Origin of the sequence: Chromobacterium haemolyticum (assembly GCF_009936155.1) — a bacterium.
Classification (GTDB): Bacteria; Pseudomonadota; Gammaproteobacteria; order Burkholderiales; family Chromobacteriaceae; genus Chromobacterium; species Chromobacterium haemolyticum.
In genome coordinates, this window is the sequence record NZ_AP019312.1 from 2,769,352 (window position 1) to 2,782,153 (window position 12,802).

Below are 12,802 nucleotides of genomic sequence, written 5' to 3' on the forward strand. Positions count from 1 at the left end.
CATCTCATCAGCAAGGAGCTTCCAGCATGAAAAAGGTTGAAGCCGTGATCAAGCCGTTCAAACTGGACGAGGTGCGCGAGGCCCTGTCCGAGCTGGGCATCAACGGCCTGACCGTCACCGAGGTCAAGGGCTTTGGCCGCCAGAAGGGCCATACCGAGCTCTACCGCGGCGCCGAATACGTGGTGGACTTTTTACCCAAGGTGAAAGTGGAAGTGATTCTGCCGGACGACCTGGTGGAACGCGCCATCGAAACCATCGTCGCCACCGCCCGCACCGGCAAGATCGGCGACGGCAAGATCTTCGTCACCCCGGTGGAGCAAGTGGTGCGCATCCGCACCGGCGAAACCAACGAACAGGCGATCTGAGTCCAAACGACAAGCGCCTCGCAAACGCCCCGCTTTCGCGGGGCGTTGTCATTCCAGCCGGTGTCAGCGTTTGCGCTTGCGCTCCAACCACGCCAACACGCCCAGGCTACGGTGCAACTGATGCACCGCCTCCACGTGGCGGTACAGGTTCAACCGCCGCCCGGCCAGGCCCAGCAGCACTTCCAGATAATTGAAAAAGCCCAGTTGCAAGCCGCGGCGATGGCTGCGGTCGCTGTAATCGATGTCGCGCGCAATGCGGTGTAATAAACCGCGCCCGATGTGCAACTGGTTGTTTTTCAGCAGTTGAGCCAGATGCGCGGCGTACTGGCGGCCCAGGAAGCAGGCTTCCTCGTAATCCTGGGTCTCCTCCGGTTGCCAGTAATGCGGATGATTGCGCCCCGGAATGTAGCGGACAAAGGGCAGGCGGATTTCCTTGGTGACCAGCGCGATGAAGCGATAACGCGAGCGCGGCAAAGCCGGCTGTTGCGGGGAATCGATGGTCTGGCGCACGCCGGATGCCTTGGGTGCGAGGGGTTTGGCTTTATTGCGAGCAGACTTCGTCATTACAGCCTCCTGAGCAAGTAACGCCAAGCCGCGAAAGCGGCAAGGCGGGGACATGCAACGGTGCATGTCCACTGAATCCCTATTTCAGGAGGCCAGACCCGAGCGCCGCGATTGCTGCGGCGCGGGGCTATTGTGACATGAAGAATCCGGGAGTCAAGGCGGCGCGGACCCGGCAGCACACGCCCTGGCCAGTACCGCCAAGCAGCAAAAAACGGCAAGGCGGGCACATGACAAGGTTGGCCTACCGGGGAAGAAGCCCAAACACCGGCGCACCCGTGAAGGTGCCCTTGCCATCGCCCGCCCGGATCTGACGTAATAACGGCAATCGGACATGCGGCGAAGCACGTCCCTAACTCTTCTTATCGAGACGCCAATCCCGAGCGTCGCGATTGCTGCGACGCGAGGCGATTGTGGCATGACATATTCGGGAGTCAAGGCGGCGTGGGCCGCCGAAGCGTAGCAGCTCTTGAACAGGGTCTTAATCCAAAGGCCCGAACAGACAAGTATGCACCTTGCCGTGCTTCTCCTGGCCCGCCGCCACCACCTTGCCGTCGCCGGACATGACGATATGGCTGCTGCTCCTCGCCTCGCCCGGGCAGAACAGACGCTGCGTCTTCGGCGCGCCAAAACGCCAGCGCAAAGTGGCGTAGCCGCCCTGCTCCGGCTGGGTGGAGGTGCCCGCCAACACGCGGCCGTCCTGACTAAAAGCGGTCAACGTCAGATCGCCCATCACCGGCGAGAACGGCGCCAGCTTGCCGTTTTCCAAGCGCAGCGGGAACGTCCCGTCTGCCGTGAACGAGTTCAGCCATAAGTAGCGGCCATCCTCGGAGACCGAGCGCAAGAACATCTCCAGGCTCTCCTTGCGGGTTTCCGCACGCACCACCGCCTCCAGATCCACCTCGCCCTCCGGCGAGATTTGCACGAAGGCGCGGCTATGGTCGCTTTCCCGGTTAAAGGACACAAAAACCGTGCGCCCATCCGCGGACAAGCCTTCCAACACGGACTTGGCGCGGATCACGCTGACGCCCTCGCCCGCACGCCAACGCACGGCGTCGCTTTCCATGAAGATATTGCCATCCTCGTCGCTCATGCCGGCCCAGGCCAGCACTTGCGCGTCGCGTTGCGCGCCAGTCGCCTTGCCTTCCGTCTCGGTCAGCCACGGCAAGGGCTCGCGCCGGCTTGGCTTGCCCTCGTCCGGATTCCAGACAAAGCCGTACCAAACGCCGGTGTCGGCATGCTTGAAGGAGCCAGCCACATCCCCGCTCCCCGGATGGACGCCGGAAACTCGCAACTTGGTCACCTCGCCCTCGCTCATTAGCGGGCTTTCATTCATGAAATCTTGCATCCGCCGCATCCGACTCAGCATGTCCAGATTGCCGCGCAAGGCAAGACCGGCCGTTACCGCCCCATCCGCGCTCAGCGCCAGCGGCAGGCTCATGGGTTCCGGCAACAAGCTGAACCCCTTGCCCTCCACCCATTGGAAGCCGCGCAGCATGGCCTTTTCGTCGCTCAGCAGCCAGCCAATCACCGTGCGGCCGTCGGCGCTGATGCCGGTGACGCCGGACAACCAGGCTTGGCCCTCAGGCACCAGCGTCTCCAGCGCGCCGCCGCGCCGCCAGCGCACAGCCTCCAGTTTGCCGTCCCGGCCGGTTCCAAAAGCCAAGGTCAGGCCGTCTCGCGACATCGCCACATAGCTGGTGGTGAAATAACTGCCCTTGGGCAAAGGCAAGGCCGCCTCTGTTCGCCCCTGACGCAAGGTCAAGCCGTTGGCCGAACGCAACGCCCACAGCTCATGCCAAGGGAAACGCAGCTTGAGCGCATCAATCAAGCCCATGACGGAATCGTTCAGTTCGCCGTCGCCAGCGCTCAGTAGTTGCGCCGAGCCGTCGTAGGACAGCTTTTCCGGGTAACGCTCTTTCAGTAGGACGACGCCTGGCTTTGTGGCGGCGGCAACCGGCGCGCACAAGGCGGCCAACATCAACAGGGAAGCGAAGGTTTTGGACATGACTAATTATGATTATCAGCTTAAAGGATGAGATCTTACCATCCCAAAAGCATCACCCTCAAACCATGACCCCGCGCAACTTGCCCGGCATCAAACAAAAAGCCCCCGGATTCCGGGGGCTTTCAAATCATTCAAGGCCAGCTTACTTCCACAGCTTCCACCACGGCATGTCCTCAATGGACCAGCCTTCTTTCAGGTATTCGCTATTGGGGTAGTTCAGCGCCAGCACGCGCTTGGCGTCGTCGCGCAGTTGCGGCATGGACAGCTTGTCGTAAGCCGCCACCATGATGCCAAGCGCCTCTTCCGGATACTTGGTGTTGGCATAGCTCTTCACCACGCCCTGAGCGCGGTTGGCCGCGGCCAGGTAAGCGCCGCGCTTCATGTAATAGCGGGCCACGTGCATCTCGTTGCCGCCCAGCGCATCCAGCAGCCGCTCCATCTTCTTGGAGGCGTCTTCCTTGTAAATGCTGTTGGGGAAGCGCGTCACCAGCTCGCGGAAGGCGGTGAAGGCCTCGCGCGCGGCGCGCGGATCGCGCTCGCTCATGTCCTGGCCGGCCCATTTGGCCAGCAAGCCGGAATCATCGTTGTAAAACACCAAGCCTTTCAGATAATAGAGGTAGTCCAGGTTTGGATGGGTGGGATGAAGCTTGATGAAACGGTCCGCGGCGGCGATGGCCTGCTCCGGCTCGTTATCCTTGTAATGGGTATAAGCCAGGTCCATCTGCGCCTGCTGGGCGTAACGCCCGTAAGGGAAACGCGCTTCCAGCGTTTCGTAGAGCTTGACAGCGCGGGTATAATTGCCGCTGTTCAACTCATCATGCGCTTCCGAATACAGCTTTTCCACGGTCCAGCCGCGAGTCTCATCGTAGGTTTCCGTGGTTGCACAACCGGCAAGCCCCATCACCAACATTGCAGCGACAACGTATCTTTTCATGACTGATCCTTACTTTGACCCGGACGATTATAGCGACATCTCGGAAAACGAGATATCCGCTACACAACAACTTGATGTTCCGCTGTCGCTGGGCGGCGAACGGCTGGACGCCGCGCTGGCGAAATTGATGCCGGAATACTCGCGCAGCCGTCTTACGCAATGGATCAAAGATGGCCACGTGCTGCTGGACGGAAAAACCGCCGCGCCCAAGACCAAGGTGCTGGGGGGCGAGAAGCTGGACGTCACCCTGATGCGCAGCAACGAGGAGATGGCCTTCCAGCCGGAAGCCATGGACTTGCCCATCATTTTTGAAGACGACCACATCCTGGTGATCAACAAGCCGGCCGGCCTGGTAGTGCACCCCGCCTCCGGCAACTGGAGCGGCACCCTGCTCAACGGCCTGCTGCACCACTGCCCGGCGCTGGCCCAAGTGCCGCGCGCCGGCATTGTGCACCGGCTGGACAAGGACACGAGCGGCCTGATGGTGGTGGCCAAGACGCTGCCGGCCCAGACCGAACTGGTGCGCCAGTTGCAGGCGCGCACCGTCAAGCGCATCTACCGCGCCATCGCCGACGGCAACGTGCCGTTTGACGGCACCATCGAAACCCAGATGGGCCGCGACCCGCACAACCGCCTGAAAATGGCGGTGCTGAAATTTGGCGGCAAACAGGCCATCACCCATGTGCGGGTGCTGGAGCGCTTCGCCAGCCACTCCTATATCGAGTGCAAGCTGGAAACCGGCCGCACCCACCAGATCCGCGTGCATATGCGCGAAGCCAACCACCCGCTGGCCGGCGACCCCATCTACGGCAACCTGCGCCACAAGATGGACGAAGACATCGCCGCCGTGGTCAAGTCGCTGGGCCGCCAGGCGCTGCACGCTTACTCCCTGACCCTGGTGCACCCGGCCAGCGGCGAGGAGCGCAACTGGAAAGCGCCGCTGCCGGAAGACCTGCGCCACCTGCTGGACGTGCTGCGCGGCGACGGCGACGCCGCCGACGACGCGCCGCTGCCGCAGTTGCTGGACGAGGCGGAAGACGAGGACTGGGACGAAGAAGACGACGAAGACGACGGCGACGTGGAGGTGATCTATGTCCGCTGAGCTGTCCGCCGAGCAAGCGCCGGACTGGCTGGAGGCCGACTGGCCCGCGCCGCCCAATGTGCGCACCCTGATCACCACCCGCAACGGCGGCGTCAGCGCCGCGCCCTTTCACAGCCTGAACTTGGGCCTGCACGTGGGCGACGACCCGGCCGCCGTGGCCGCCAACCGCGCGCTGCTGCGCCAACAACTGCCGGCGGAACCGGCTTGGCTGAATCAGGTGCACGGCGTGACGGTGCTGAACGCGGCCGAGGTGGGCGCCCAGCCCCCGGACGCCGACGCCAGCTTCAGCCGCCAGCCCGGCACGGTGTGCGCAATCATGACCGCGGACTGCCTGCCGCTCTTGCTGTGCAATAGCGAAGGCACCGTAGTGGCCGCCGCCCACGCCGGCTGGCGCGGGCTGTGCGACGGCGTAATAGAAGCCGCCGTGGCCGCCTGCAACGAGCGCCCGGCGCGGCTGATGGCCTGGCTGGGCCCCGCCATCGGCCCAGACGCCTTTGAAGTGGGCGCGGAAGTGCGCGCCGCCTTCATGGAACGCAACCCGGCAGCCGCGGCCGCCTTCAGCGACATTGGCGACGACAAATACCTGGCCGACATCTACGCGCTGGCGCGCCAGCGCCTGAACGCCGCCGGCGTGGAACAGATCTACGGCGGCGAAGAATGCACGGTGATAGACCGCGCGCGCTTCTTCTCCTACCGCCGCGACGGCCAGACCGGCCGCATGGCCAGCCTGATCTGGCTGGAGTAAGAATCTGTTTACGATCTGCTGCGCGTCGGTAGAGCGATTGTGCGATGAGTGCCGGCTTCGAAATACTCATGTACCACACGTACATTCCGCTTTCTCAGCCGCAACGCCTTGTCTCGTCTTAGCTCGCGAGATTTTGAACAGGCTCTAAGAACCTGTTCAAAGTCTTTTGAGTAAGAGCCCCAAGAAGGCCAGATGGATGAACTGCAAGCTGGTATTGAGTTTCCGCTCGCAGTTCTTCCACAGCCTTCTGCTCTTTTCCAACCAAGCGAAGCTGCGCTCAACAACCCAGCGTTTGGGCATCACCTTGAAGGTGTGCAGCTCGCTCCGTTTGGCAATCTGCACCGTCACGTCCGCCCCCAGAATCTCGCTCACGCCTTGAGCAAAGGGTTTGCCAACATAGCCACTATCCGCCAGCAGGCTCTGAGCCCCAATCAATCTGGATTTACATTGCCGTAGCGCCTGTAGCGCCCCTTTGCGGTCTGTAACCTCCGCAGTGGTGACCGCCACCGCATGTGGCAGGCCCTGCGTGTCCACCACAATATGGCGCTTGATACCCGAGACCTTCTTACCTGCGTCGTAGCCTTTTAATCCTGCGGTATCAGTGTTCTTCACGCTCTGCGCGTCCACGATCAAGAACCTGCTGCAAGCGCTCCGCCCCAGTTTCTCTCGGGCCGCGCCAACCTGATTTTTTAGCGCCTGCTCCAGCAGGCTGCCCCCTTCACGCGGCTCACTCCACATGGTGAAGTACGAATGGACGGTACGCCATTTGGGAAACGCTTCAGGAAGCATTCGCCATTGGCAGCCGCTTCGGAGCAGGTACAGCACGGCACAAAATACTTCATACAAGTCCACTCGACGGGGGCTTGTTCTTTTACGCGCACTTTCCAGAAGTGGTCTGATCACTTCAAATTGTTCGCGACTGATATCACTTGGGTAGCTTTTTCTCACCTCTGGATTTTCTCACACTACGCTACTACTCAGAGACTTTGAACAGGTTCTAAGACATCCGCCCCAAGGCCCCGCCGCGCGCGGGGCTTTTGATTGACCGCGCGGTCGGACAGGCCAAAAACCCAACACACCAATCACGCACCACTTTCCCCCAACTCAGCACTGCCCGCGCCCTGATGCAAATCCACAACATCTAGTGGCCCGCACCGCCCACCCCGCTGCGGCTTGTTTCAGCAAGGTTTCCTGCCTACAGAATGAAATGTGTTGGCCGGCCAAAAAAAATCTCAGGCCCCGCAAAGCCAGCAACCACGGGCTTTCGCCCACAATCCCCTCCAAAACAGCCATTAAATCTTCCGCTGTCAAGACTTGTACTGCCCCATACTCAACACTAGAATTTGGGTGTTCCGCGAGCTACAAACAATACATATTGTGTTTACCCACAGCTCGCGCACAGCTTTTCAACAGATTTGTCCACAGCCGGCCTGCCCCTCGGGAAACGCAGTAACGGAAGGACGCAACCACCCACCTTATCGAGGGCTACATGCAATTGACCACCTTTGAAGGGCAGACCGCCGCAGAACTCGGCCGCGCAGCCGCGCCCAAGGCCGATTTCAGCCAGTACAAAACCATCCGTCGCAACGGTGCGGTGGTGCCGTTCGAACCCGTCAAGATCTCCATCGCCATGACCAAAGCCTTCCTGGCCGTCATGGGCCACCAGGGCGCCACCTCCGCCAGCCTGCGCGAAAAAGTCGCCCAACTGAGCGAACAAGTGGCCAGCGCCCTGATGCGCCGCAAGCCGGAAGGTGGAGCCATCCACATCGAAGACATCCAGGACCAGGTGGAACTGTCTCTGATGCGCTTTGGCGAGCATGATGTAGCCCGCGCCTACGTGCTGTACCGCGAACAGCGCTCCCAAGAGCGCGCCGCCCGCGGCGAAGCCCTGACCCAGGTGCAGATCAACGTGGTGCGCAAGGACGGCCGCAAGCTGCCGCTGGACGTGGCCCGCCTGCGCGCCACCATCGAATCCGCCAGCCAAAACCTGGCCGGCATCGACATCGACGCCATCCTCAGCGAAACCCTGAAGAATATTTACGACGGCGTCAGCGAAGACGAAGTCAACAAATCCGCCATCCTGGCCGCCCGCTCCATGATTGAGCAGGACCCGGCTTACGATTACGTGACCGCCCGCCTGCTGCTGAACAACATCCGCCTGGAAATCCTGGGCGAAGCCGTCAGCCAGGAAGAAATGGCCAAGCAGTACGCGCTGTACTTCCCCACCTTCATCAAGAAAGGCATCGACGCCGAACTGCTGGATGAAAAACTGGGCGAATACGACCTGAAAAAAATGGGCGCCGCGCTGGACGCCAACCGCGACCTGAAGTTTGGCTACCTGGGCCTGCAAACCCTGTTTGACCGCTACTTCCTGCACGTGGACGGCACCCGCATCGAAATGCCGCAGGCCTTCTACATGCGCGTGGCCATGGGCCTGGCGCTGAACGAAGTGAACCGCGAAGAGCGCGCCATCGAGTTCTACAACGTGCTCTCCAGCTTCGACTTCATGTCGTCCACCCCCACCCTGTTCAACTCCGGCACCCGTCGCAGCCAGCTGTCCAGCTGCTACCTCACCACCATTGCCGACGACCTGGACGGCATCTACGAAGGCATCAAGGAAAACGCCCTGCTGTCCAAGTTTGCCGGCGGCCTGGGCAATGACTGGACCTCCGTGCGCGCCATGGGCTCCCACATCAAGGGCACCAACGGCAAATCCCAGGGCGTGGTGCCGTTCCTGAAAGTGGTCAACGACACCGCCGTGGCGGTGAACCAGGGCGGCAAACGCAAAGGCGCCGTCTGCGCCTACCTGGAAACCTGGCACGCGGACATTGAAGAATTCCTGGAGCTGCGCAAGAACACCGGCGACGACCGCCGCCGCACCCACGACATGAACACCGCCAACTGGATTCCGGACTTGTTCATGAAGCGCGTGATGGAAGGCGCGGACTGGACCCTGCTGTCCCCGTCCGAAGCCCCGGACCTGCACGACCTGTACGGCGCGGCCTTCGAGAAGCGCTACAAGGAATACGAAGCCATGGGCGAGCGCGGCGAGCTCAAGGTGTACAAGCGCATCCCGGCGCTGTCCCTGTGGCGCAAAATGCTGACCATGCTGTTTGAAACCGGCCACCCTTGGATGACCTTCAAGGACCCGTGCAACATCCGCAGCCCGCAGCAGCACATGGGCGTGGTGCACAGCTCCAACCTTTGCACCGAGATCACCCTCAACACCAATGAGGACGAAATCGCGGTCTGCAACCTGGGTTCCGTCAACCTGTCCGCCCACCTGAAGGCAGACGGCAGCCTGGACTCCGAAAAACTGCAGCGCACCATCCGCATCGCCCTGCGCATGCTGGACAACGTGATCGACATCAACTTCTACCCGGTGAAGAAGGCGCGCAACTCCAACCTGAAACACCGTCCGGTGGGCATGGGCATCATGGGCTTCCAGGACTGCCTGCACCAGAAGCGCGTGCCCTACGGCTCCGACGCCGCGGTGGAATTTGCCGACGAATCCATGGAAATGGTGGCCTACTACGCTTACTGGGCCTCCACCGAACTGGCGGAAGAACGCGGCCGCTACCCGTCCTACAAGGGCAGCCTGTGGGACCGCGGCATCCTGCCGCACGACAGCATCAACCTGCTGGCGGCCGAACGAGGCGGCTTCCTGGAAGTGGACCGCAGCGAACGCATGGACTGGAACGCGCTGCGTGAACGCGTAAAAACCCACGGCATGCGCAACAGCAACTGCCTGGCCATCGCACCCACCGCCACCATCGCCAACATCATCGGCGTGTCGGCAAGCATCGAACCGACCTACCAGAACCTGTTCGTCAAATCCAACCTGTCCGGCGAATTCACCGTCACCAACGAATACCTGGTGCGCGACCTGAAAGCCGCCGGCCTGTGGGACGAAGTGATGGTGGCCGACCTCAAATACTTTGACGGCAGCCTGGGCCAGATCGACCGCGTGCCGGCCGAACTGAAAGCCATCTACGCCACCGCCTTCGAACTGGACCCGCGCTGGTTGGTGGAAGCGGCCTCCCGCCGTCAAAAGTGGATCGACCAGGCTCAGTCCCTGAACCTGTACATGGCGGGCGCTTCCGGCAAGAAACTGGACGAGCTGTACAAGCACGCCTGGTTGCGCGGCCTGAAAACCACCTACTACCTGCGCACCCTGGCCGCCACCAGCGCCGAGAAATCCACCGGCCGCGGCGGCGAACTGAACGCGGTGTCCAACAGCCACAGCCAACCGGCCGCGGCTCCGGAAGCCGTGGTGGACAACACCCCGGCCACCGACGCCAAGTTCTGCAGCATCGACAACCCGGATTGCGAGAGCTGCCAGTAAGGCGGAAGCAGCCATCCTGGCTTGAACGGCCGGCCCCTCGGGGCTGGTCTAGCCTGGCTCCGGCCAGGCTCCATCTCACAGCCCACTGCCCGCAGCAGGCTGTGACATGGCCCCACAATCCGGCCGCCCCACCCATTGGCCAGCCGCCTGCCCACCCAGACGGCTGGCCAATGGGGAACGCAGCAACAAACCGCGCCAGACCGTAACGGCAGCGGACGCAGCACACATGCAAAACCAGGGGAAACCGGATGAATATAGAAGAATTTTTCAACAGCTACGCAGTGGGCTACAGCCAGCTGGACGTGCCCCAAGTGACCGCGCACTTCACCGTGCCCTTCACCGCCATCCATCAGGGAGACCTGAGCAGCTGGGACGACATGACATCGCTGCGCGACACCACCACCGCCTTGCTGGAGTGGTACCGCAGCCAGGGCTTCATCAGCGCCAGTCACCAACTGGACAGCGTGCTGAATTTTGGCGAAGACGCCGCCAGCGCCCGCGTGCGCTGGATTGTGCAGCGCCAGGACCAGCCAGCCTGGGAATACTGCACCGGCTACCACCTGAAACGGGTGAACGGCCAGTGGAAGATTTACGGCCTGGTTCAGTACCAGGACGCGCCGCAGCAGTAAGAGCAGCTAACAAAAATCAGTTTCACGGCTGAGGCAAGGCGCGCCGACGCAGGCAGTACTTGAGTACGGCAAGTCGGCGCAACGCAGCATCAGGAATTTTGTTAGCCGCTCTAAATAGTGCCCAGCCTCAAGCCGCTTGCCCCCAGGCGGCTTCGGGATGGAAACGCCGGACGGCCCGCGATGCGGACGGACGGAAACAGCTCAAGACCAAGCAAGCAAGCGCGGCGGGTGTTGAGCGGGTTCCAGGAAGACGAGGCCCACGGCCCCGCCGCCACCAGCAAGGCTTCAGCAGGAGGTCAGATGCAAGCGTTTGAAAATATCCGGATCAGCGGGTTTTGCGAACAAAGAACCCACAACCCCGACAAGCAGTTTGTGCTGTTCAATATGTACCTGACGCTGAACCAGGCCCCGCCCTGCGAATGGAAGGACCTGTTCAACGAAGCCCGCCGCCTGCCGCGCCAGAAAGTGTGGCGCAAAGCCTGGGTGGAAGCGGACGCGCTGGTGGTGTACTGCCAGCCGGAAGAACTGCAGCAGCAAATAGAGCTGCTCAAGCAAGACATAGAACAAGCCAACCGGCAATACCGCCAGCTGCTGAAGCTGCGGCAGCCGCGCGGCAGCCAGGTGGAGCAGGAGGAAAGCAGCGAACGCCAGCTAATCCACCGCCTCAGCCAACAGCTGCGCTTCTGAAAGGACGCCGCTCATGAGCGCCACCGCATTCTGTATCGCCCGCCATGGCGAACATGGCAAAGACGCAGGCTACCGAAAACTAGGCAGCCTGCACGTGGACCTGGACCCGGTGCCGGCACTTGCCGCCGCGCCGCGCCAGATACAAATACTGCGCAAAAGCAGCCTGCCGCTCAGCCCCAGCCTGGCTGGCGACAAGCAGCCGCTGCCGCCCCAAATCACCGCGCCGGACGCGGAATAAATCCAAACAGGAGCCCTTAATGCTGAACTTTGACGACACCATCGAAACCAAACCGGCCGCCCCCTCCGCGGGCGCCAACGCCGCCGGCCGCGTCAACGTGGTGGACAAAAAAGTGATCAACGGCACCACCGACGTCAACCAGCTCGTGCCCTTCAAACACAAATGGGCGTGGGAAAAATACCTGGCCCAATGCGCCAACCACTGGATGCCGCAAGAAGTGAACATGCAGCGCGACATCGAACAGTGGAAAACCGGCCAGCTGACCGAAGACGAAATGCGCATCGTCAAGCGCAACCTCGGCTTCTTCGTGACCGCGGACTCCCTGGCCGCCAACAACATCGTGCTGGGCACCTACCGCCAGATCACCAGCCCGGAATGCCGCCAGTTCCTGCTGCGCCAGGCCTTTGACGAAGCCATCCACACCCACGCTTACCAATACATCGTGGAAAGCCTGGGCCTGGACGAAGGCGAAGTCTTCAACGCCTACAACGAAATCAAATCCATCCGCGACAAAGATGAATTCCTGATCCCCTTCATCGACGTACTGTGCGACCCGGCCTTCAAAACCGGCACGCTGGAAAACGACCAGAAGCTGCTCAAATCCCTGATCGTGTTTGCCTGCATCATGGAAGGCCTGTTCTTCTACGTGGGCTTTGTGCAAATCCTGGCGCTGGGCCGCCAGAACAAGATGACCGGCGCCGCGGAACAGTACCAGTACATCCTGCGCGACGAGTCCATGCACTGCAATTTCGGCATCGACCTGATCAACACCATCAAGCTGGAACAGCCGGAAATCTGGACCGAAAGCTTCAAGGCCGAAATCACCGAACTGTTCAAGCACGCGGTGGAACTGGAATACGCTTACGCCGAAGACACCATGCCGCGCGGCGTGCTGGGCCTGAACGCCAGCATGTTCAAGGAATACCTGCGCTTCATCGCCAACCGCCGCATGCAGCAGATTGGCCTGGACCAGCTCTTCCCCGGCGTGAACAACCCCTTCCCGTGGATGAGCGAGATGATCGACTTGAAGAAAGAGAAGAACTTCTTTGAGACTCGCGTCACCGAGTATCAGACTGGCGGGGCGTTGAGCTGGGATTGATTGTTTTCAGAAATCGGAAAGGTTGAAATTTTGTAGCCAAAGCATGAAACCTTGCCTTGTTCGAAAAAAAGGCCCTGCAATTGCAGGGC

At 61.4% G+C, this 12,802-nt stretch carries 12 protein-coding genes; 8 read left to right on the forward strand and 4 right to left on the reverse strand.

All coding sequences use genetic code 11. The annotated features are described in order from the left end of the window. Positions 1-26: 26 nt before the first annotated feature. A complete protein-coding gene (locus tag GYH29_RS12620) occupies positions 27-365 on the forward strand; it encodes a P-II family nitrogen regulator (protein WP_019100167.1) in 339 nt (112 codons plus the stop codon). Between the two features lie 63 nt (positions 366-428). Here the strand turns inward: GYH29_RS12620 and GYH29_RS12625 are convergent, their stop codons facing one another. The 3 genes from GYH29_RS12625 to GYH29_RS12635 form a co-directional block, all read right to left on the reverse strand. Further along, the gene (locus tag GYH29_RS12625; protein ID WP_157221982.1) at positions 429-929 is read right to left on the reverse strand and encodes a hypothetical protein; all 501 of its coding nucleotides are present in this window, start codon (positions 927-929) and stop codon (positions 429-431) included. Positions 930-1,407: 478 nt separating this feature from the next. Beyond that, the gene (locus GYH29_RS12630) at positions 1,408-2,934 is read right to left on the reverse strand and encodes a hypothetical protein (RefSeq protein WP_161523849.1); all 1,527 of its coding nucleotides are present in this window, start codon (positions 2,932-2,934) and stop codon (positions 1,408-1,410) included. A 142-nt stretch (positions 2,935-3,076) separates the two neighbouring features. After that, on the reverse strand, positions 3,077-3,868 hold the full coding sequence (locus GYH29_RS12635; RefSeq protein WP_039753413.1) for an outer membrane protein assembly factor BamD: 792 nt from the start codon (positions 3,866-3,868) through the stop codon (positions 3,077-3,079). Between GYH29_RS12635 and rluD the strand changes: the two genes are divergently transcribed. Next, positions 3,867-4,970, forward strand: a complete 1,104-nt coding sequence (gene rluD / locus GYH29_RS12640; protein ID WP_019100171.1) for a 23S rRNA pseudouridine(1911/1915/1917) synthase RluD — start codon at positions 3,867-3,869, stop codon at positions 4,968-4,970. The genes GYH29_RS12635 and rluD overlap by 2 nt on opposite strands. Next, on the forward strand, positions 4,960-5,715 hold the full coding sequence (gene pgeF, locus GYH29_RS12645; RefSeq protein ID WP_161523850.1) for a peptidoglycan editing factor PgeF: 756 nt from the start codon (positions 4,960-4,962) through the stop codon (positions 5,713-5,715). Before rluD ends, pgeF begins: the two co-directional genes overlap by 11 nt. A gap of 156 nt (positions 5,716-5,871) precedes the next feature. Here pgeF and GYH29_RS12650 read toward each other — a convergent pair whose 3' ends face one another. Beyond that, positions 5,872-6,663 (reverse strand): IS5 family transposase, encoded by a 792-nt coding sequence (locus GYH29_RS12650; RefSeq protein ID WP_161523851.1) that lies wholly within the window; start codon positions 6,661-6,663, stop codon positions 5,872-5,874. A 541-nt stretch (positions 6,664-7,204) separates the two neighbouring features. On the opposite strand from GYH29_RS12650, the gene GYH29_RS12655 reads away from it, so the two are divergent. From GYH29_RS12655 to GYH29_RS12675, 5 genes are all read left to right on the forward strand, one after another. Next, a complete protein-coding gene (locus tag GYH29_RS12655; protein ID WP_161523852.1) occupies positions 7,205-10,060 on the forward strand; it encodes a ribonucleoside-diphosphate reductase subunit alpha in 2,856 nt (951 codons plus the stop codon). A gap of 248 nt (positions 10,061-10,308) precedes the next feature. Further along, positions 10,309-10,689: a hypothetical protein gene (locus GYH29_RS12660; protein WP_161523853.1), complete on the forward strand. Its 381-nt coding sequence runs from the start codon at positions 10,309-10,311 to the stop codon at positions 10,687-10,689. A 300-nt stretch (positions 10,690-10,989) separates the two neighbouring features. Then, entirely contained in the window at positions 10,990-11,376 is a 387-nt protein-coding gene (locus GYH29_RS12665) for a hypothetical protein (RefSeq protein WP_161523854.1), read from the forward strand. Positions 11,377-11,389: 13 nt separating this feature from the next. Next, the gene (locus tag GYH29_RS12670) at positions 11,390-11,614 is read left to right on the forward strand and encodes a hypothetical protein (protein WP_043590482.1); all 225 of its coding nucleotides are present in this window, start codon (positions 11,390-11,392) and stop codon (positions 11,612-11,614) included. A gap of 19 nt (positions 11,615-11,633) precedes the next feature. Then, a complete protein-coding gene (locus GYH29_RS12675) occupies positions 11,634-12,713 on the forward strand; it encodes a ribonucleotide-diphosphate reductase subunit beta (RefSeq protein WP_161523855.1) in 1,080 nt (359 codons plus the stop codon). The last annotated feature ends 89 nt before the right edge of the window (positions 12,714-12,802 follow it).